At 67.8% G+C, this 19,955-nt stretch carries 17 protein-coding genes; 6 read left to right on the top strand and 11 right to left on the bottom strand.

Annotation, left to right across the window (positions count from 1 at the left end; translation table 11 throughout):
* Nucleotides 1–3: 3 nt before the first annotated feature.
* Nucleotides 4–2,670, bottom strand: a complete 2,667-nt coding sequence (locus DFR31_RS09450) for a bifunctional acetate--CoA ligase family protein/GNAT family N-acetyltransferase (protein ID WP_121442432.1) — start codon at nucleotides 2,668–2,670, stop codon at nucleotides 4–6.
* 202 nt (nucleotides 2,671–2,872) lie between these two features.
* Here DFR31_RS09450 and DFR31_RS09445 point away from each other — a divergent pair, with 202 nt between their 5' ends.
* Entirely contained in the window at nucleotides 2,873–3,169 is a 297-nt protein-coding gene (locus DFR31_RS09445) for an acyl carrier protein (RefSeq protein ID WP_170153652.1), read from the top strand.
* 73 nt (nucleotides 3,170–3,242) lie between these two features.
* Complete coding sequence (thiI, locus tag DFR31_RS09440; RefSeq protein ID WP_121442430.1) at nucleotides 3,243–4,517, top strand: tRNA uracil 4-sulfurtransferase ThiI; 1,275 nt, start codon at nucleotides 3,243–3,245, stop codon at nucleotides 4,515–4,517.
* 5 nt (nucleotides 4,518–4,522) lie between these two features.
* Here the strand turns inward: thiI and DFR31_RS09435 are convergent, their stop codons facing one another.
* Nucleotides 4,523–5,008 (bottom strand): hypothetical protein, encoded by a 486-nt coding sequence (locus DFR31_RS09435; RefSeq protein ID WP_121442429.1) that lies wholly within the window; start codon nucleotides 5,006–5,008, stop codon nucleotides 4,523–4,525.
* 303 nt (nucleotides 5,009–5,311) lie between these two features.
* The gene (locus DFR31_RS09430) at nucleotides 5,312–5,656 is read right to left on the bottom strand and encodes a hypothetical protein (RefSeq protein WP_121442428.1); all 345 of its coding nucleotides are present in this window, start codon (nucleotides 5,654–5,656) and stop codon (nucleotides 5,312–5,314) included.
* Nucleotides 5,657–5,994: 338 nt separating this feature from the next.
* Between DFR31_RS09430 and mepK the strand changes: the two genes are divergently transcribed.
* On the top strand, nucleotides 5,995–6,558 hold the full coding sequence (mepK, locus tag DFR31_RS09425; protein WP_121442427.1) for a peptidoglycan L,D-endopeptidase MepK: 564 nt from the start codon (nucleotides 5,995–5,997) through the stop codon (nucleotides 6,556–6,558).
* A 2-nt stretch (nucleotides 6,559–6,560) separates the two neighbouring features.
* Here the strand turns inward: mepK and DFR31_RS09420 are convergent, their stop codons facing one another.
* A complete protein-coding gene (locus tag DFR31_RS09420) occupies nucleotides 6,561–6,902 on the bottom strand; it encodes a DUF3634 family protein (protein WP_121442426.1) in 342 nt (113 codons plus the stop codon).
* Nucleotides 6,903–7,036: 134 nt separating this feature from the next.
* Between DFR31_RS09420 and DFR31_RS09415 the strand changes: the two genes are divergently transcribed.
* A complete protein-coding gene (locus DFR31_RS09415) occupies nucleotides 7,037–7,411 on the top strand; it encodes a hypothetical protein (protein ID WP_121442425.1) in 375 nt (124 codons plus the stop codon).
* A 44-nt stretch (nucleotides 7,412–7,455) separates the two neighbouring features.
* On the opposite strand, the gene DFR31_RS09410 is transcribed toward DFR31_RS09415, so the two are convergent.
* The 3 genes from DFR31_RS09410 to DFR31_RS09400 all read right to left on the bottom strand — a co-directional run bounded on the left by DFR31_RS09410 (nucleotide 7,456) and on the right by DFR31_RS09400 (nucleotide 12,394).
* A complete protein-coding gene (locus tag DFR31_RS09410; RefSeq protein WP_121442424.1) occupies nucleotides 7,456–7,878 on the bottom strand; it encodes a glutathione S-transferase N-terminal domain-containing protein in 423 nt (140 codons plus the stop codon).
* A 51-nt stretch (nucleotides 7,879–7,929) separates the two neighbouring features.
* Entirely contained in the window at nucleotides 7,930–9,567 is a 1,638-nt protein-coding gene (locus tag DFR31_RS09405; RefSeq protein ID WP_121442423.1) for an alpha/beta hydrolase, read from the bottom strand.
* A gap of 82 nt (nucleotides 9,568–9,649) precedes the next feature.
* Nucleotides 9,650–12,394, bottom strand: coding sequence for a cation-transporting P-type ATPase (locus tag DFR31_RS09400; RefSeq protein ID WP_121442422.1), 2,745 nt, complete (start codon nucleotides 12,392–12,394; stop codon nucleotides 9,650–9,652).
* A 237-nt stretch (nucleotides 12,395–12,631) separates the two neighbouring features.
* On the opposite strand from DFR31_RS09400, the gene pap reads away from it, so the two are divergent.
* Complete coding sequence (gene pap, locus DFR31_RS09395) at nucleotides 12,632–14,131, top strand: polyphosphate:AMP phosphotransferase (RefSeq protein ID WP_121442421.1); 1,500 nt, start codon at nucleotides 12,632–12,634, stop codon at nucleotides 14,129–14,131.
* Between the two features lie 16 nt (nucleotides 14,132–14,147).
* On the opposite strand, the gene DFR31_RS09390 is transcribed toward pap, so the two are convergent.
* The 3 genes from DFR31_RS09390 to DFR31_RS09380 are packed head-to-tail and all read right to left on the bottom strand — an operon-like array spanning nucleotide 14,148 to nucleotide 18,357.
* Nucleotides 14,148–15,803, bottom strand: a complete 1,656-nt coding sequence (locus DFR31_RS09390) for a complex I subunit 5 family protein (RefSeq protein WP_121442420.1) — start codon at nucleotides 15,801–15,803, stop codon at nucleotides 14,148–14,150.
* 4 nt (nucleotides 15,804–15,807) lie between these two features.
* The gene (locus DFR31_RS09385) at nucleotides 15,808–17,976 is read right to left on the bottom strand and encodes a tRNA(Met) cytidine acetyltransferase TmcA (protein WP_121442419.1); all 2,169 of its coding nucleotides are present in this window, start codon (nucleotides 17,974–17,976) and stop codon (nucleotides 15,808–15,810) included.
* 24 nt (nucleotides 17,977–18,000) lie between these two features.
* A complete protein-coding gene (locus tag DFR31_RS09380) occupies nucleotides 18,001–18,357 on the bottom strand; it encodes a YbaN family protein (RefSeq protein WP_121442418.1) in 357 nt (118 codons plus the stop codon).
* A gap of 275 nt (nucleotides 18,358–18,632) precedes the next feature.
* On the opposite strand from DFR31_RS09380, the gene DFR31_RS09375 reads away from it, so the two are divergent.
* Nucleotides 18,633–19,655 (top strand): histone deacetylase family protein, encoded by a 1,023-nt coding sequence (locus DFR31_RS09375; protein WP_121442417.1) that lies wholly within the window; start codon nucleotides 18,633–18,635, stop codon nucleotides 19,653–19,655.
* On the opposite strand, the gene DFR31_RS09370 is transcribed toward DFR31_RS09375, so the two are convergent.
* A complete protein-coding gene (locus DFR31_RS09370; protein ID WP_121442416.1) occupies nucleotides 19,630–19,944 on the bottom strand; it encodes an antibiotic biosynthesis monooxygenase family protein in 315 nt (104 codons plus the stop codon). The two genes, DFR31_RS09375 and DFR31_RS09370, sit on opposite strands and share 26 nt — an antisense overlap.
* Between the last annotated feature and the right edge of the window lie 11 nt (nucleotides 19,945–19,955).

Below are 19,955 nucleotides of genomic sequence, written 5' to 3'. Positions count from 1 at the left end.
TGCCTACACCCCGTTTTCGCCGTTGGACGCACCATCGAGTTTCAGGACCACGTGCATCACGTTCGGGTCATCCGGCGACGTCGACACCTGGAAGCCCATGGCCTCGTTAATCCGCAGCATCGGCCGGTTCTCGCGTAGCACCTCGCCGTAAACCTCGCGGATGCCGCGATGGCGGGCATACTCGACAATACGGCGCATCAGTAGCGGACCGAGCCCCATGCCCGTGACGTTGTTGTCCACCATGATGGCGTACTCGGCGGTCTCGTTATCGGGGTCCGCGCTGATCCGCACCACCCCCCACAACTCCACCTGGCCCGGGAGCCCCGGGTCTGTGACTGCCAGGGCCATCTCCCGGTCATAGTCGATCTGCGTCAGCCGGGCTGCCATTTCGTGGGGCAGCGTGCGGATGGTGCGGAAGAAGCGCAGCCGCAGTTGCTCCGGGGGCGTGCGCTCCACCATCTTGGTTAGCGCCGGCTCATCCTCCGGCAGGATGGGCCGCAGCAGGAAGGAGCGCCCGTCCGGCAGCTCGAGCGTCTCTTCCAGCTCGTTGGGATAGGGACGAATGGCCAGCCGCCGGGTGGGGTCGCCGGTGTAGGGCGGGCGAATGACCACCCGCGAGTCCAGGGCAACCACCCCGTCATCCGTAGCCCAAAGCGGGTTGATCTCCAGCGATTCGATGGCCTCAAAGTCGATCACCATCTGCGAGACCTTGATCAGTGTGAGCGCCAGCGTATCCAGGTCCGCCCCCCGCAAACCACTGTTGGAGAGCATGGAGAAGATGCGCGTCTGGCTCATCATCTCCTGCGCCAGGTGCATGTTGAGGGGCGGCAGCCCGTAGGCCACGTCGGCGATCACCTGGCTCTCCGTGCCACCGTGACCGAACCGGATCACCGGTCCGAAACGGCCACCCGGTATCACGGCAATGGCCAGCTCGTAGGCCCCCGCCCGCGGGGTCATGGGCTGCAGCAGAAACCCGTCCGCGCGCCCCCCGGGCTTGACCTGCTCCAGACGCTCCAGCATGGCGCGGGCCTCCCGCTCCACCGCTTCCGGCGTCTCCAGGTCCAGGGCCACGCCACGCACCTGGGACTTGTGGATGATATCGGGCGACATGAGTTTCAGCGCCACCGGCCGGGCCATGTCCGCTGCCAACCGGCCCGCCTCGCCCGGGTCGGCGGCGCGATAGCTGGGCACACTGGGGATGTCGTAGGCCGCCAGCAGCTGCTGCGCCTGGTACTCGTTCAGCTGGTCCCGACCGGTGGTGAGCGCCGCGCTGATCAGCAAGCGGGCTGCCTCGGGATCGGTCTCGAAGGCCTCGGGGATGGAGGCGGGCGTCTCCATCAGCAGTTGCTGGTTGCGCTGGTACTGCACCAGGCGCATGTAGGCGCGGACGGCCTCCTCGGGCCCCTCGAAGGCGGGCATGGTCTGCTTGAGCCGCTCACGGGCCTCGGCCCCGGCCCGGGGTCCGGACCAGACGGCCAACAGCGCCCGCCGGCTCTTCTTGGCCCGCGCTTCCACGGCATCGACGATCGCGGCATTGTCCACCAGCTCGTTGGGCTGGTTGATCACCAGCGTGCCGCTGATCCCCTTGTCCTCGGCCAGCACCGCCAGCGCATCGCCGTAGGCATCAGCATCGGCGTCGCCGCCCAAGTCCAGGGGGTTGGCAGTGGACTCCGGATCACGGGCCAAGGCGGCCAGCCGCTCGCTGCTCTCCGCCGACAGGCCGTCCAGGGTCCCGCCGTAGGCCTCCAACTCATTGGCGGCCAGCAGACCGAGGCTGCGGCTGTTGCCCAGCACCGCCAGGGGCCCCTGGCGCCCCGGTTTCCGCGTCGAGGTAAGGATCTCCACCGCGTTGAACAGCTCTTCCAGGTCCGCCACCCGGACCAGGCCCGCGCGGCGGAAGGCGGCCTCATAGACCGCGTCGTCGGCCGCCCCCTTGCTGCCCCGGCGGGGCTTGAGCACCACCACCGGCTTCACGCGCGCGGCGCGCCGGGCCGCGGACATGAACTTGCGGGCATCGTCGATGTACTCGACGTAGAGCAGTATCGCGCGGCTGTAGATATCGCTGGCCAGGTAATCCAGCACATCGCCGGTATCCACGTCCATGGCCCCGCCCAGGTGGATCAGGTGGCTCAGGCCGTGCCCTTCCGCCTGACACCAGTCCAACGCCCGCGTGGCTACTGCCGCCGACTCGGTCACCAGCGCTGCTCGTCCGGTACCGGGCCGGTAGGGCGCGACGCTGGCGTTCACCCCGGTCCGGGGCACGGTAAGGTCAATGCAGCCGGGGCCCAACAGGCGCATCAGGAAGGGTTGTGCGGCATCCAGCACCGCTTGCACCTGGGCCCGGTAATCCTCTGGCGTGAGGTTGGGCGCAGGCTTGCTGACCACCACCGCGCCCCGGGTGCCCTTCTGGCCCAACGCCGTGATGTAGTCCGGAATGCGGTTGAAGGGCACATCCAGCACCGCCAGGTCGGGCACCATGGGCAGGCTGTCCACATCCGGGTAGCTCAACACCCCGTGCAGGGCCCGCTTCCCCGGTATGACCGGCATCACCGGCCCACGGAAACCCGCCCCCACCAGGTTACGCAGCAACAGGCTGTCGGCGTCGCTGCCGGTGCCGACCAGGGCAATGGCCCGGGGTTGGAGGAGGTAGTCGAGGTTTCTCACCGTCATGGCGTCACCGATCCCTGTATTCGCTGGCCTGGCAGCCCCGGAAGGGGTCGCTCAATGAATGCAACCTACACCCATAGGGCCGCGGGGCCCAAGCCCCGGGGCGCACTGCTACCATTCTCAGTACCGGCACCCCCATGGCATCATCAAGGCTGCCCCGCCGCTCTTCTCACCGCTACCGCAGCGACAGGAGACAGCATTACTAATGAACGAGACCGAAGCGCGCATCCAGGAGGCCATGAACCGCCTGCTGGCGGAAATCAGCCCCGAGACCGACCTGACCGGCCTGCAGGACGATCACAGCTTTCACCAGGACCTGGACATGGACTCGGTGGATTTCCTTCGGCTAATGCTCGGCCTGGAACAGGCCTTGGGGGTCAAGATTCCGGACGGCGATTATACCCAGCTCTCCACGCCCGGGGGCTGCCGTCGCTACCTCAGGCGCCTGCTCGAACAACACGCCGAACCCGTACAAGGTCGGACCGACGCGCAGGTGCGGTGACCCGGCCCGCTTGAAATTCCGACGCTGCAGTCGTTAAATAGCCGCCCAAACTCCCCACCCCCGCGACGCATTCATGACTGCAGCACAATCCGTGGTACAGCATCCGACCCATGGTCGGTTCGAACCCAATCGCGTCCTTATTCACTACGGCGAGATTGCCCTGAAAGGCCGCAATCGCAGCCGTTTCGAGAAGGCGCTGCGCCACAACCTGCGGCATCGGCTGCGGGCGGCTGGCCTGCGCCCGGAAATCCATCAGGGCCACCAGCGCATCTGGGTGGACCTGGACGGCCTGGCCGCCAGCGACTGTGACGAGGTTATGCAGGCGGCCTCCGAGACCCCGGGCATCGTCACCTACCAGCCGGTGCACTTCCTCCCGGCCACCGGCCACAGTGACCGCCAGGCCCTGCTGGAGCAGGCGCGCATGCTGCTGGCTGACCTGGCCAACCGGGTGGATCATCCCGGCAAGGGAACGTTCGCGGTACGGGTCAAGCGGGCGGACAAACGCTTCCCCCTGCCCTCTGACCAGATCGCCGCACGCATCGGCCAGAGCATCATTGAGCACTCCCCTTGGGAGCGGGTGGACCTGAAACACCCAGACCAGACCTTTCACCTGGATATCTACCTGGACGGGATGTACTGCTACGGCACCCGCTACCGGGGCCTGGGTGGGCTGCCGGTCGGCCCCGGTGGCCGCGGACTGGCACTGCTCTCCGGCGGGATCGACTCACCGGTGGCTGCCTTCGTGATGGCCAAGCGGGGCTGCCGGGTGGATTTTCTGCACTTTACGGCAAGCCCGGCACAGCAGCGCAAAGACGCCGATCACGCCGTGATCCAGTTGGCGCGGCAGTTGTCACGCTATACCGGCCACTCCCGGCTGTTCATGGTGCCCTACGACCACTTTGACATGGCCTTGCATGGGGACCAGCGAGGGCACGAGGTGATCCTCTTCCGCCGTTTCGTCGCCCGCACCGGGGAGGCGCTGGCCAAGCGGCTCAAGGCCCTGGCCCTGATCACCGGTGACAGCCTTGGCCAGGTGGCCTCACAGACCATGGAAAACATGGTCAGCACCTCCCTGGCGGTGCGCATCCCGATCATGCGCCCGCTGGTCGGTCTCGATAAAGCGGATATCGTGGATATCGCCCGCCGGATCGGAACCTACGAGATGTCCATCCAGCCCTACAAGGACTGCTGTGCGCTGCTGGACCACCGGCCCCGCACCAGGACCCTGCCCTACAACCTCGAGAACATCGAGCAGCAGTTAGGGCTCACCGACCCGGCCCTGCTGCAGGCCACCCTGGACGATGCCGTCTGCCTGCAGTTCGCCGCGGGCCGCGACCTGGAGACCTGACGGGCTCACACCGTCAGGTCTATGTTGCCGCCGAGGCCCTGCTCGGACTGGGAAACCATGCCATCGGCCTCCACGGTTTCGCTGTCACCACCCAGCGACCAGGTGTTGTCCGACACCGTGGATACTGCGGCATGGGGGTTGGCAGCTGCGCTCTCCCCTGTTTCCTCAGCCCCTTCAAGGCCCTGCTCACCACCAGGCGCAGCCAGCGGCGGGGGCTCGGCGGGCGCCTGAGCCGGTTGCGCCGGCATATGGTTGGCCTGGGTCGTCTCCATCCCCAGCGTTGGCTCGACATTAGAGATGGGGGGTTGCGGCTGGGCCTGCGCCTGCACGCCGCCCTGTGGCTGCTGAGTCCCCTGGGGCGGCGCGGGGGGTTGCGCACCAGCCGGTTGCTGGGCCTGGGCGTTCTGCTGCCCCGGCGCCGGCCCTGCCCCCTTGCCCATCGGCGATGCCGCGCCCATGGCCATGGGGTTGTTGCCTATGCCGTTGATCATGGGTTGCACTCCCGGTTGCCAATACGGATGCGTGTCGTGGTCATGCCACGTCGCAGCCTGGGAGGAGCAGGTCCCATGCCAATGAATGCCCGGATACCGGGAAAGGCGCCTTACGGCCGCATCCAGGGCGGAATGGATAGCTTGGGGAAGGGGCAGGCCAGGCCACCCTTGGTGGCAGCGCGTTGCTGACGTCTGGCGAGTGGTTGCCGGCACCCGGCAGCGAGAGGCCGGGTGCCGCTTTCGCCTGCCTGCCACGGCTTGGCGACCAAGGGGTGCCAGCAGCCTTTGGGGCGAGCGTTGCGCTCAGCGCTCGGGGCGGGCGCGCAGATCACCGCTACGGCTTTCAGCGGCGGTGGCGCCGGTGCCGCCGGCACTATCGGCCGCTACGGCGGGTGCGACCTCTTCCACCTCTTCGGGGCCGAGCTGATCTGCATCAAAGCCGGGCGGTGGCCCATGGGGGCGCTGCTCCATCAGGTGCTCCACCACGGCCGGCTGGGTCACTACCGCCGCGGCAGTCCCGGGCTCGCGCACTTCGTAAGTGGTCAAGGCCATGACCAGGAAACTCAGCGCGACCAGCGAGGCCGCCCCCCAGCCCGGTGCGGGCAGAGTGGGCACCTCGGGGGTGTTCAAAGCGGCTGCTGCGTGCATGAGATCGTTACCTGTCGCCTGTGGGAAACGCCACGTTATCCGGGAATGTTAGCAAGGCGCCCTGACCGACACCAACGTCGTGAGACAAAAGCCGTATTTTATTGAGATGCACCGCACAATTTGGGCACGCCATCCCAAAGACAACCGGGTGCAAGTTCACAAAGCAATTCATAACTGCTTTGTAATGCGTTGAGCTGTGGATAGAATCCACAACGCAGCGAGGCTCGCCTCGATTTACTCTCCCCCACCCCGGCACATCCAACAGAATGGCGCGAAAGGGCGTGGGTTGGCGATTGACAGCTTTGGAGAGCGTATTTGCTCAGGGGGTATCCCAACCTATGCACACGGATAATACCCGTGGTACCGGCATCAACCGCCGTCGTTTTCTGACCTGGTCCGCGGCCACCCTGGCCCTCGCCAGCGCGCCGATCCCACTGGTCCGCGCCGCCAAGGGCAAGGAACACCGCAGACTCGCCTTCCACAACCTGCACACCGGCGAAAAGCTGGACGTGACCTACTGGGAGCGAGGCGACTACCTCCCTGACGCCCTGGGCGAGGTCAACCATGTGCTGCGTGATCACCGCGCCAACGAGGTGCACCCCATCGATCCGGACCTGCTGGATACGCTGGATGCCCTGCAGAAGCGGCTGGATACCAAAGCCACCTTTGAGGTGATCTCCGGCTACCGGTCACCCGAAACCAACCGCCGGCTGCGTGCACAAGGGCGGAACGTGGCGGTCTACAGCCTGCACATGGAGGGTGAGGCCATCGATATACGCGTCCCCGGGCGCGGCCTGGCCCAGGTGAGGGACGCGGCCCAGGCCCTGAGAAAAGGGGGGGTGGGCTACTACCCCCGGTCGCAGTTCGTGCACGTGGACATCGGCGACGTGCGCAGCTGGTGACCTCAGCCCGCGCGCCGGGCGCCGCCCTGACCGCCTCCCGGGCCACCGGGAGGCGGGGGTGTCCAACAGTTGCGCAACGGCTGACGGGCCCGGTCCGGCATATCACGCGAGAATGCCAGCTCCATACCGGCCCCGCCCCGCAGTCCAAGAACCCGCCCCTGCCGTACCTGGTACATCCGCGCGATATCCGCGCAGGCCGACAGAAACCCGGCCGGGGGCTGGCCCTTGCGGACCGCCGGCCCGTTCGCCCCGAAGCTGATCACAAACGCGACCCGGTGGTGGCGCACCACCAGCGCCACCGCCAGCACCCCGGCCACCGTTGCTGCCAGCCAGAACCAGAGCACGCCACTCCCTCCTAGACGCCCCGCGCCTCACCCATTCGCCGCCGATTACCCGATACGCCCCGGAAACGTGGTCATTGCGTTACGATATCCAGCAACACTCTAAATTGTCATTCCCAGCCACCGGGGAGCCTCGCATGCGGATCATCGTCATTCTGTTACTGGCGCTTATCGTCGCGGTGGCCATGAGCACCCGCCCCGATGAATCGGCCCACATGGCCCGCCTGGACGCCGCCGGCCCGGAGGCAGTGCAGAACGTGGTGGAGGACGAGTTCGGCATGCGCCTGCCCGATGCCGCGGCGGATGCGGCCTGGCGGACGCTGCGCGGCAGGCTGGACTGGACCTATAGCGACCGCTACCTCTTTTCCACGCTAGCCGCACAAGACGGCGATGAATGGACGCTGGTCAGCGTCGGCCTGTTCAACACGGTATTCCTGCTCGGTGACCCGGAAGCCTGGCTATCGGAGCAACTGGACACCCTGCGGGACCGGGGGCTGCTGAATAGTCTGTAGCCCGGTGGGCCGCGGCAGCCAAGGGCCGCATCTAGGCCAGGGCGTTAGCCCCGCTCCGATGCGGCCTGGTCCGATTGCCCCACACTGAAACGCCGGTTCAGGTACGCGACGATGTCGTCCGACTCGTAAAGCCAGCGCACACTGCCGTCGTCCTCCTCGATCCGCAGGCAGGGCACTTTCACCCGCCCCCCTTCGCGCTGCAGCGTCTCCCGGTGTTCACCGGGCCGCTGCGCATTGCGCAGTTCAATATCCAGTGACAGCCGCTGCATGGCGCGGCGTACCTTGATGCAGAACGGGCAGGCCGGGAAATGGTAGAGGGCCAGCTTGCGGGTCTGCTCATCCACGGCCGCCTGCTCGTCGGGATCGCGCTCGACCCCCTTGGGCTTGAGCAGATGGCTGCCGGCAATCATGAATGGCGTCAGCACCAGACGCACTCCTCGGAAAAAATAACGGATCAGTATTCTCATGTGGCCAAGTGTGCCATAGACGCGCCGCCCTTGTCGGGAAGCTGATTCCGACTATTCGGCAAACCGCGCCCGCAACCGCTCCAGCTCCTCCTCGGACCAGTCATCTGGCTCCAGCAACGCCAGCCAGGCATCGATGTAATGCTGGGCGGCGATATCGTGGCCATAACCTGGTGGTGCGCTGCCGGCCCCCAGGTCCGCGAGCAGTTGCAGCATGGTTACGATCGGGTACCAGCGCAATTCCGGCGAGACATCGGGCCCGCGGGGTGCGCGCATCCATTCCGGTTCGCGGTAGAGCGACTCCGGCTCGAAAAAGGTCACCGGGTCGCTGGCGTACTGAATGAAGGCGATGCGGAACGCGCCCCAGTCGTCCTCACCCTGTTCGTCCAGCCCCTGGTACTGGTTCATGAAACGGACCACAGAACCGCTGCGGAACTCCGGTAGCCAGGCGGGGCTGCCTTCGTCCCGCCCCCGGGTGACGGTTCGCCACGTCTCGCTCCGGAAGGGCGGGCCGCTCCAGAGCGCCCCGTCGAAGGGGTCCTCGATGATGTCGTAGACGTCGAACGAGCGATCGGAATTCAGCGCGCCCAGGCTGAGCCCGTGCAGGTAGAGCCGGGGCCGGTCCGCCTCGGGCATTTCGGCCCAGTGCCCGTAGACCTTCTCGAACAGCGCCCGTGCGGTTTCCACACCGTAGTCGCCCTCCACCAACAACGACAGCGGGCTGGGCAGGTAGGAGTACTGCGCCGTTACCGTCGCAACATCGCCACGCAGCAGGTACTCCACCGTGTCCTGTGCTGCCGGGTCAACCCAGCCACGGCCGGTGGGCGTGGCGATCAGCAGCACCTCGCGCTCAAAGCCACCGACCCGCTTCAGTTCCTCCAAAGCCAACCGGGCACGCTCCTCGGGGGTCTCCGCGGCATTCAAGCCGGCGTAGACCCGAATGGGTTCCCGGGCCGGACCGCCTGCAAGGCCCTCGATGTCGGCCGCCGACGGGGCCACCGTTACAAACCGCCGCCCTCGCCCGCCCAGCTCTTCCCAGCTGATCAGCGATTCGGCACTGCCCGCCTTCATCGGGTCCTCGGGAGGCTCCAGGTCATCCTGGATGAGGACGTCCAGTTGCTGGTAGGAGTTGTCCGCCGCGCGCAGCGCCATGGTGAAGATGACACCGTCGATCACCGCCCAGAACAGCACCACCGCCACACTCACGCCCACCACGTTGGACACCCGGTGGGGCACGTAGCGGCGCAGGCGCCCGGCGAGGAAGGTAAAGGTCCGGTGGAACAGCCGGACCAGGAGCAGCAGCACGGCGAACACACCGGCGGCAATGAGGGCGATGCTGTAGATACGGACACCGCCCACCGGCTCCATGCCCATCAGTGAGCGCACGGAGTTCTGCCACCCGGCCGCCTCCCAGAGGAAGAGACCGGCAATGACCAGGCAGGCCAGTGCCGCCAGGCCTTTCACCGCCCAGGCCAGCCGTTGGCGCAGCGCAGGCAACTCCAGGTAGGCCCACAGCCACTGGCCGCCGAACCCCAACGCGTAACCGGCGGAAAAGGAAAGCCCCGAGATCACGCCCTGCACCAGGTAGGTCCGCGGCAGCAGACTCGGTGTCAGCGAAAAGGCGAAAAACAGCGTGCCCAGCAGCAGCCCCACGGTGGAGAACTGCCGGAAAAGCCGCAGCAGCCAATGCATAGGCGCTTCTCCTCCGGACCGCTGGCCGCCCGGACCGGTCGACCCCGGCATCCTGCCGTTGCCGACCCGGTACGGGCAGGGCTCAGGCCCGGGTCGGGTCCAGCCGCGGCCGCAGCACTGCCTTCTCGGCCTCAACGATGAAGAACAGTGCCAGGCCGAAGACCAGGATCCGGGACCACTCGTCCCAGCCGATCCCCTCGGTGCTGAACAGGAACTGGAACGGCCCAGCGTAAGTGAACATCAGCTGCAGCACCAACAACAGCCCGATAGAGATGAGCACCGGCCGGCTGCCGAATAGCCCGCGGAAGTTCAACACGGACTCGAGGATGTACCGGCTGTTGATCAGGTAGAACATCTGGCCCACCACAAGGGTATTGATCGCCGCCGTGCGCGCCAGTTCCTGGGAGGCGTTCTGCCACTCCACCATCCAGAAGTAGTGGCCGAAGGTGCCGATCACCAGCAGGGCGGAGACAAACAGCACCCGCCATATCAGGAACCCTGACAGGAGTGGCCGCCCGGGCTCGCGGGGCTTGCGGTCCATCAACCCCGGCTCCGGCGGCTCGAAGGCCAGCGCCAGCGCCAGCGTGACCGCGGTGACCATGTTCACCCACAAGGCCTGCACCGGCTCCAGCGGCAGGGCCAACCCCAGCATGATGGCCGAGACGATGGTGAAGGCCTGCCCCCCGTTGGTGGGGAGAATGAACAGGATGGCCTTCTTCAGGTTGTCATAGACCGTGCGCCCCTCCTCCACTGCGTGGGCGATGGAGGCGAAGTTGTCATCGGCCAGCACCATCTCGGAGGCCTCCTTGGCCGCCTCGGTGCCCTTCACGCCCATGGCGATACCCACGTCGGCCCGCTTCAGGGCGGGGGCGTCGTTGACGCCGTCGCCGGTCATGGCCACCACGTGGTTGTCCGCCTGCAGCGCCTTCACCAGCCGCAGTTTGTGCTCGGGGGTGGTGCGGGCGAACACCTCCACCCCGCGGGCCTTCTCCTGCAGCTCGGCTTCGTCCATGCCCTGGATCTCGTGGCCGGCCAGGGCGTGTTCGCCGTCGCCGATGCCCAGCTCCTTGCCGATGGCACGCGCCGTGAGCGAGTGATCGCCGGTGATCATCCGCACCTGGATACCGGCCCCGTGGCACCCACCCACGGCGGTGATGGCCTCTTCACGGGCGGGGTCAATGATGCCCATGAGGCCGAGCAACACCAGCTCGCCTTCCACGTCTGAGAAGCTGAGGTCGCGACGGTCCGCCGGCATCCGCTTGGTGGCCACCGCGAGCAGCCGCTGGCCGCGCGCCGCCACGGCATCCATCTGCTCCTGCCACCAGTCCCGGTCCAGCGGCTGGTCCCCATCCGCGGTGCGCTGGCTCTCACAGACCGCCAGCACCCGCTCGGGCGCGCCCTTCATGATGATGAAACCGTTCCCCTCGTGGTCATGGTGCAGGGTCACCATGAACTTGTAAGAGGACTCGAAGGGGATGACATCGGTACGCGGCATGCGCCCGGCCAGCTGCCGGGCGTCCAGTCCGGCCTTGAGGGCGGCCGTCACCAGGGCCCCCTCAGTGGGGTCCCCCTCCATGCGCCAGCGGCCGTCCTTTTCGTAGACTTGGGCCTCGTTGCAGAGCAGTACCGCCTGGAGGATCTCGCCAAGTACCGGTTGGCTGTCGTCCGGCTCCACCTCTTTTCCATCCAGTTCGAAGTCGCCGTGCGGCTCGTAGCCCACGCCGGTGACCCGGTACTGGCGGTCGGCGGTCACCACCTCCTGGACGGTCATTTCATTGCGGGTCAGGGTGCCGGTCTTGTCCGAGCAGATGACCGTAACCGAGCCCAGCGTCTCCACCGCGGGCAGCCGGCGGATGATCGCATTGCGCCGCGCCATGCGCTGCACGCCGATGGCCAGGGTGATGGTCATGATGGCGGGCAGCCCCTCGGGGATGGCCGCCACCGCCAGGCTGACCGCGGCGAGGAACATATCCATGGCCGCGTAGTCGCGGACCAGGTAGCCGAACAGGAAGGTGGCCGCGGCCACCGCGACGATCGCGATACTCAGCCAGTGGCCGAACTGCGCCACCTGGCGCAGCAGGGGCGTGGTGGTGCTCTCCACCTGCGACAGCATGGTGCTAACGCGCCCGATCTCGGTGCGCTCGCCGGTCTCGGCCACCACGCCCAGACCCCGCCCGAACGCCACCAGCGTGCCGGAGAAGGCCAGCGGCGTGCGGTCACCCAGTTCCGCATCTTCCTCCACCGGATCCAGGCCCTTGTCCACGGCCACGGACTCGCCGGTGAGCACCGCCTCGTCGATCCGCAGGTTGCGCGCCTCCACCAGGCGCAGATCGGCGGGGACCCGGTCGCCCGCCTGCAACAGTACGATGTCGCCGGGCACCAGTTCCTCGGCATCCACCGTCTGCCGGTGGCCGTCACGCAGGACCACCGCCTTGGGCGAGAGCATCCCGCGGATGGCATCCAGCGCCTTCTCGGCCTTGCCCTCCTGGATAAAGCCGATGATGGCGTTGATGAGCACCACCGCCAGGATGACGCCGGTATCCACCCAATGCTGGAGAAAGGCGGTGCCGATGGCAGCAATGATCAGGATGTAGATCAACACATTGTGGAACTGGAGCATGAACCGCTTGAAGGGGCCGTCCTTCTCCGGCGGCCGCAGGCGGTTGGGTCCGTGCGTCTCCAGCCGGCGGGCCGCCTCGTCACCCTCCAGACCCTCGCTACTGGCATTCAGGCGCTTGAGCGCATCATCGGTCTTGAGGCTGTGCCAGGCCACGTCCTGGTGTTCGTCGCCTTCCTTCCGGGGGTGCTGCTGCTCTGCTTGCGCCATCCCTACTCCTTTGCCCGAGGCGTTTCATATGCGCGCTGTGCGGTCTGAAACCAGCATAACCGCAAAGCGCTCCCGATTTAAGTGCACTGCAACATTTCTTTCCAAACAACCACATCCGCCTACCTTCCCCACATCGGATCGGAAAAAACCTTTGGCATCGTCCGGTCCGGGTGACAGACTGACTGCAGTCGCAAGCGACCATGGCCATGCCGGATTGACCGGGCAAGGAGGCAAGCCGTGCAGAAGCGCATCAACCGCCTGCTGGAAGGCCAGGCGGACAAGAAGGAACGCAAAAAGACCCTGCAGGAACTCCGCCTGAAGCTGTTGCGCAGCCAACTGGCCTTGTCGGAGGCCGCAGAAACCCCGGTGGTGATCATGGTCACCGGCCAGGTGGGTAGCGGCCGGGGCGAGACGGTCAACCTGCTTAACAAATGGCTGGAAAACCGGGGCATGGAAACGCACGCTTTCGGCCCCCCGAGCGACGAGGAACGTGCGCGCCCGCCCATGTGGCGGTATTGGCTCAGCCTGCCCCCCGCCGGTCGCATCGGTATCTATGTGAACGGCTGGTACGGCGAGGCGGTGATCGACCGGGTGCAGGGCCGCATCGGCGAGCACGTGCTGGCGACGCGTATCGAGGAGACCCGCGAGTTCGAAAAGACGCTCGCCGCGGAAGGCGCCCTGATCCTCAAATTCTGGTACCGCATCTCCCACGACCGACAAGCCGAACGGCTGCACGAGCTGGAGTCGGACCCGGTAAACCGCTGGCGAGTCAACGAACTGTCCTGGCTGCGCCACGAGCAATTCGATGCCATCGACGAGACCGCCCGCCGTGTCGTCGAGGCCACCGACAGCGCCTGGGCCCCTTGGCACGTGCTGGAGGGCGGCCACCCGGAGCGCCAGACGCTGCAGACTGCGGCCATCATCCTCGACCGCATGCAGGACCGTTTGAAGGGCCGGCGCGAGGAGGTGGAGAGCGCGCGTACACCGCCCAAGCGGCGCCCCGTGCCTCAGCCCCAGACCTTGCAGGGATTGGACCTGACCCGGTCCATGGACAAGGCGGAATACAAGGAAGAGCTCACCCACTGGCAGGACCGGCTCAGCCAGCTGGTCCGCGATCCGGTCTTCCGGCGCGACTATGCCGTGGTGGCCGTTTTCGAAGGCCACGATGCAGCGGGCAAGGGGGGCAGCATTCACCGGGTGACCGCCGCCCTGGACGCGCGCCATTACCGGGTGATCAGTGTCGCCGCCCCCACCGACGAGGAGCGCGCACAGCCCTGGATCTGGCGCTTCTGGCGGCAACTGCCACCCCACGGCCGAATGACCATTTTCGACCGCTCCTGGTACGGCCGGGTGCTCGTGGAGCGGGTGGAGGGCTTTGCCGAGAAGACCGACTGGCAGCGCGCCTACGCCGAAATCAATCACTTCGAGCAGACGCTGCTGAAGAGCAATATCATCCTGGCGAAGTTCTGGCTGGCTATCGACGCGGATGAGCAGTTGGCCCGCTTCCAGGCCCGGTCCGAAACCCCCTGGAAGGAGCACAAGCTGACCGACGAGGACTGGCGCAACCGCGAGCGCTGGGATGACTACCAGGCGGCCATCAACGACATGCTGCGCTACACCGACACCACGGCTGCCCCGTGGAACGTGGTAGAGGCCAACGACAAGCGGTACGCCCGGGTGAAGGTGATCAAGCGGCTCTGCGCCGCGATCGAGGGGGCCATGGAGAGCGGCGGCTGAACCGGCCAACGGCCTCCTAGCCCAACAGCAGAACCATCAACCCGAGCGCCAGCCCGAGAAACAGCACCCCCGCGATAGCCAATGTACCCAGGCCCAGTTCCATACGGGTCAGCGCCCTGCCCGCCGGGGCGGCACCGGGCACCGCCGGCAGCTCCCAGACCGGCGGCTGGGGCAACGGGCGGGCTCCGGGCAGGAGCGCCACCAGGTCCCCTTCCGGCAGCCGCACGGCCTGCCAGCGGGCCGGGCTCCACCACCACCAGGCGGCCGCCACCCCGAGGGCCAGCAGCACCGGCCAGGTGCTGTCCCAGGCCGCCTTGGCGTCCAGCGCGGCCAGGGCAGCGCCCGGCTGCTGCCACCCGGCCCACAGCCAGGGCACCAGCGCGCTGGCCAGTACCAGTGCCAGCACCGGGGCCCTGCCCCGGGCAGTCTCCCCGTCACCCGCATCGACCCGCGGCCGCACCAACCACAGCAACCGCGCCATCAGCAGCGCGGTGGCCAGGGAACTCAGGCTGAGCAGCAGGGGCAGGGCCTCCGCCCAAAGCCCGGGCGCCATCTCGGCGGCATCTTTCATGGCTTTCTTGGCCAGGGCCCCAGAGGTCAGGGGCAGCCCCGCCAGCGCGGCCGCAGGCCAGAGCATGAGCCAGAATCGCGCCCGGTTATCGGCCCCCATGGCGAGGAAGAGCGCCCCCTTGGCCAGCCCGTGGTGCAGCGCCATCAACAGCACCGCGCCCACCGCCAGCGCCCAGTAAATGCCGGGCAGCGCCAGGCCCATGCCGATCAATACGGTCAACAGCCCCATCTGGCTGACAGTGGAATAGGCCAGCACGGTCTTGGCCCGCGCCTGGGCCAGCCCGACCGCCACCGCAAAGAAGGCCGTAAACAGGCCCGCCGCAATGACCCAGGGGCCCAACGGCGCCGCAACCTCCTCACCCACCGGCAGAAAGCGCAGCCACCCCATCAGCCCCGCCTTCACGATTACCCCCGAGAGGACGGCGCTGGCGGGCACCGGCGCGCAGGGGTGGGCCAGCGGCAGCCAGAGGTGCAGCGGCACTATACCCATCTTGATGCCGAAACCGAGCAGAAACAGCCCCGTGATCCAGGCCTGGTGGGGCACCTGGGCCAACTCCGGCCCCAGCCCGTGCAGCGCGGGATTCCCCAGGGCCCCAGCCAGCAACAGCAATGCGGCCACCAGCATGCCCTCACCCAGGACGGCCAGAACCAGGTAGACCCGGCCCGCCCGGCGGGACGCCGCCTGGCCGTCGTGAATCACCAGACCGTAGGCGGCGAAGGTCATGGTGGCGTAGGCGAGGTAGAACCCGGCGGCGTCCAGGCCGATGAACACCCCGAGGTTCCCCGCCATGGTCAGCAGAAAGAGCGCGAGGAATCGGTCGCGGTGCGGGTTCCGGGCCATGCTGCGACCGGCGGCGATGGCGGCCAGCACCCAGAGCAGCGAGGCCAGCAGCAGCAAGGGGGAGGCGATGCTGTCTACCCCGAATTGCAGCCCCAGCAACAGCCAGGGGGCCTCCCACTGGAGCCCCGGCTGGAAGCCCGCCAGCAGCCCGGGCAACGGGGCACTGGGCAGCAAGGCCCGGCTGTAGCCGCGCCAGGGTGAGAGCAGCCCCCCGGCCAGCAGCAGGGGCCAGAGCAGAACCAATGGCAGCAGTAGCGACATGGCGCTAGCCTAGCTGCTCCGGCAGGCCGTCCGCCACCGCCCGGCGCAGTGTCTCGGTAACCTGGCGCCGGCCGGGCAGGCCCAACACCTGGGCCGTCTGGGCCCAATCGCGGTGCTGCAGCAGGCGCAGGATCAGGCCGTGCCGGTCGGCGGCACTCAGGTATGCGGCCCGGGCCGGGTCAGCCAGTACCCAGCGGGTCCAGCGCCAGAGTGCCGGCAGGCAGGCCTCGAAGATACGCTCCCGGGCAGCGAAGGCGCGCAGGTCCTCCCAGTCTGCAGTCTCCGGGGCGGGCATGGGCAGGTCCGGGGCGCGCAGCAGCTGGTCAGCCAGCTCGGGCTCCAGCCAGCGGAGCGGATCTGCCAGCAGGTGGGGCAGGCCGTCGAGGAAACGGGCACGTGCCCGGCCGTGCAGGCCCTCCCCGGCGGCGCTCACCGGCCGTAACATGACCACGGAGTGTGCCCCGCTGGCGGCACCGCGGCGGAGGCTCACCCGCACCGGACTCAGCCCCTCCGCCTGCCAGAAGGCGAGCAGCTCATCGGTGGTGCCAAAGGCGGTCCCCAGGTAGTCCATGCCCTGCCGGCGGGCCAGGCCCAGCGCCTCCAGCAGCATGCGCCGGCCAAGCCCCTGTCGCCGGGCCCGGGGGTGCACGGCGATGCGCACGACCCGCAGGCCACGGCACTCCGGTGCATCTCGCAGCCCGCAGTGGGCTGCCAGCGTCTCGGGCAGCATGTGGCCCATTGGGCGGGCCTGGCCACGCCAGACCGCCTCGGCAAATGGCGGCTCAAAGCCGCCCTCCTCGGCGACCAGCAGCGTCCCCACCACCACGCCGGCCGCCCGGACCACCCCGACCCGCACGTTGGGCCCGTCCAGCAAGTGCCGGAGGTCCAGGGGCCGGGTCCGGTAATGGGCCTGCACCAGCAGCCCGAAAACCTGCCCCAGCAGGGGCTCGTCCGCCGCCAGGGTATCGCGGTCCAGCCACTGCCAGTTCACCTCCATGGGGTGCTCCGGCACCGCGCCCTCGGGCTCGGCATCCAGCAGCAAGAGGCGGAAGACCAGCGCTTCCACCGGGTCATCGGGGGCCCAGCGGACCGGGGTGGTCAGCGTGACCTGCTGCCATCCCCGGGTTTCCCGGTCCAGCAGTTGGCTGAAGCGCAGGGCGAAGCCCCGGCCCGTTCCCTCGTAGCCGTGGACCGTGGAGGCAAAGGCCATGCGCGGATGGCGGCGGAGCAGCTCCGCCAGGACCGGCGTGGGAATGGCCGCAGCCTCATCCACCAGCACCAGGTCCGGCGTTTCGTCGCTGTCCAGCACCGCCCGGGGCACGGCAAAACGGAGGGCCCGTCCTTCCCACTCGACGGTGGTACGGCTTCGGCGGCTACCGGGCAGACAGGCCGCGGCGTGGCGCAGCAACGGCTGCACGGCGTCAGCCCCCGGGGCGGTCACCAGGATCCGCTCCAGCCCGGTACGCAGCAGCCGCGCCGCCGCCAGTCCCAGGGCCGCTGACTTGCCGCGTCCCCGGTCGGAGGTCAGCACCACCGGCCGCCGCCGGTGGCCGCGGCCGGACGCCGAGCGCACCAGCCGGTCCACCGCCCGGGCCTGGTCCGTGGTCAGGGGCTCCACCCCCGTCCCGGGGTCCGCTGCCCCAGCATCCGATGCCCCTCGGTCAGGGACGCTGGCGGAGGGCGGAGGCGGGGCCGGCGTGCCCTCTGCCACCACCCAGGCGTCGGGGCTCTCGCGCAACAGCCGGGCCAGGCGCTGCAGGTAACGCCCCGGGACACGCTCCGGCGGCAGCGGATGCACGGCCAAGCGGGCCCGCTCCGGATCCGGTGCCCGGTGCCAATCCGCCAGTGGTGGCGTCAGCAGGATCAGGAGGCCGCCCCCGCGAACGGTGCCGGCCACCGCGCCGAACGCGTCCGGGTCGAAGCCGCAATGGGCATCGAAGACCAGCCCGGCGTATTCCCGGCCAAGTTCCTGCCAGACATCCTCCGCGCGACGCCCCGCCGGTTGATCGCCCACCCACAGGTGGTCCCCGTCGCCCGCCCACTCCCGGAGCGCGAGGCGGGCGCGGTCGCGACCCCACTCGGCATCGCCCGCCAGCACCAGCAGGCGGCGGTGCCGGCAGTGCCGGGCCTGCAACCGCCACTGCCCCAGGTGGACGCAGAAGCAGTCAGTCATGCCAACCTCCGCCTGCCGGATGGCTCAATAGGCGGTGGGCCGGGTAAGAATGAAGGCGGATACCGCCACCAGTGCCGTGACCTGGAGCGCCAGCGCCAGCGGTGGCAACGACAGCCAGAGCGCCAGCGCCAGGCTGAACACCAGCGAGAGGATAGCGACCACCTTGGCGCGGTAGGGGATGGCGCGGGCGGTCTGCCAGGCGCGGATGGACGGCCCGAGGCGCGGATGGTTCAGCAACCAGTCGCGCCAGCGCTCCGAGCCCTTGGCGAAGGCCCAGGCCGCCAGCAAGAGAAAGGGGGTGGTCGGTAACAACGGCACGACGACGCCAACGCTGCCGATGGCAACGCAGGAGACCCCGAGAAATCGCCAGAACAGCACCATGGCCTGCTGCCCCTGCCTCCGCTTCGACCTTGACCTGCATGCGTTAGATGCTTCCTGTTTGCAGTTTATACCCGATCACGTCCGTGCCCGCAGCAGGATCAGCTTAACATCCCGCCGGGTGCGCGCCTTTGCCTCGGCTGCGTATACCCCGCCGTCCGCAACCGCAATGGCTGGCGGGGTTCCCCAAAGTGGGGAATTAGCGGTTAGTATGCCGGTGAGGGCTGCCGACCCGCAGGTCGGCCGATACACCAAGGGCAGTCAACGAGGGACCCGACGTGAAGGCATTCTTCCATCCAAGCCAGGACAAGCACATCCCCAGGAGCTACCTCTCCCGCGGTCAGATGCGCACACCACTGGAACTGCCGGAGCGCACCGGCCATATCCTGGAGGGGCTGAAGGCGCTGGACATCCCGGTGGCGGAGCCTGCCGATCACGGGATGCAGGCCATTGCCCGGGTCCACGATATTGGCTACCTGCGCTTTCTGGAGTCCGCCCACCGGCGGTGGCAGGCCATTCCGGATGACTGGGGCGACGAGGTGATGTCCAACGTCTTCGTCCGCTCGCCCAACCCCATGAAAGGCATCCTCGCCGAGGCCGCCCGTTACCTGGCCGACGGCAGTTGCCCGATCGGCGAGCACACTTTCGAGGCCGCCTACTGGTCGGCACAGACGGCGCTGAGCGCCAGCGACGAGTTGCTACGCGGCGCCAAACGGGCCTACGCCGTCTGCCGGCCGCCGGGCCACCACGCCCGCCGCGATGCCGCCGGCGGCTTCTGTTACCTGAACAACGCGGCCATTGCCGCCGAGGCCCTCAAACCGCAATACCCCCGCATCGCCATCCTGGACCCGGACATGCACCACGGCCAGGGCATCCAGGAGATCTTCTACGACCGGGAAGACGTGCTGTACATCTCCATCCACGGCGATCCCACCAACTTCTACCCGGTGGTGAGCGGCCACGAGGAGGAGCGCGGCACCGGTGCCGGCGAAGGCTACAACATCAACCTGCCCATGCCCCACGGCTCGTCCGAACAGACCTATTTCGAGCGCCTGGAAGAGGCCGTGCACGCCATCCGGCTCTACGCACCGGACGTGCTCATCGTCACCCTCGGTTTTGATATCTACAAGGACGACCCGCAGAACAAGGCGGCGGTCAGTTCACCGGGCTTTAACCGCATGGGCCACACCCTGGCCGAACTGGCGCTACCGACGTTGATCATCCAGGAGGGGGGCTACCACCTGGAGACGCTGGCGCGGAACACCCACGAGTTCTTCAGCGGTCTGGGCGATCCGCGCTGATAATCACCTCGTGCATCTCCATCTCGCTGGGCCCGTCAAACGCCGACTTGGGCATGGGGTTGGCGTGGGCCTGGCGGAAATCGTCACTCCCCACCCACTGGTCAAAGGCCTCGCGGCTCTCCCAGGTGGTCTGCACCAGGTAGGGGTGGCCGTCACGGGCCGGGCGCATGATGCGCATGCTGATGAAACCGGGGTTCTGCTCGATCTGGCCGGCACGGTTACGAAAGCGGGCCTCGAACTCGGACCGGTAGCCCTCGGCAACGGGGACGCGGTTGGTGACAACGAACATGGCAACTCCGG

It is taken from the genome of Alkalispirillum mobile, assembly GCF_003664325.1.
Taxonomy (GTDB): domain Bacteria; phylum Pseudomonadota; class Gammaproteobacteria; order Nitrococcales; family Halorhodospiraceae; genus Alkalilimnicola; species Alkalilimnicola mobilis.
The sequence above is the reverse complement of the archived record's forward strand: the minus strand, read 5'-3'. Positions and strand labels throughout refer to the sequence as shown.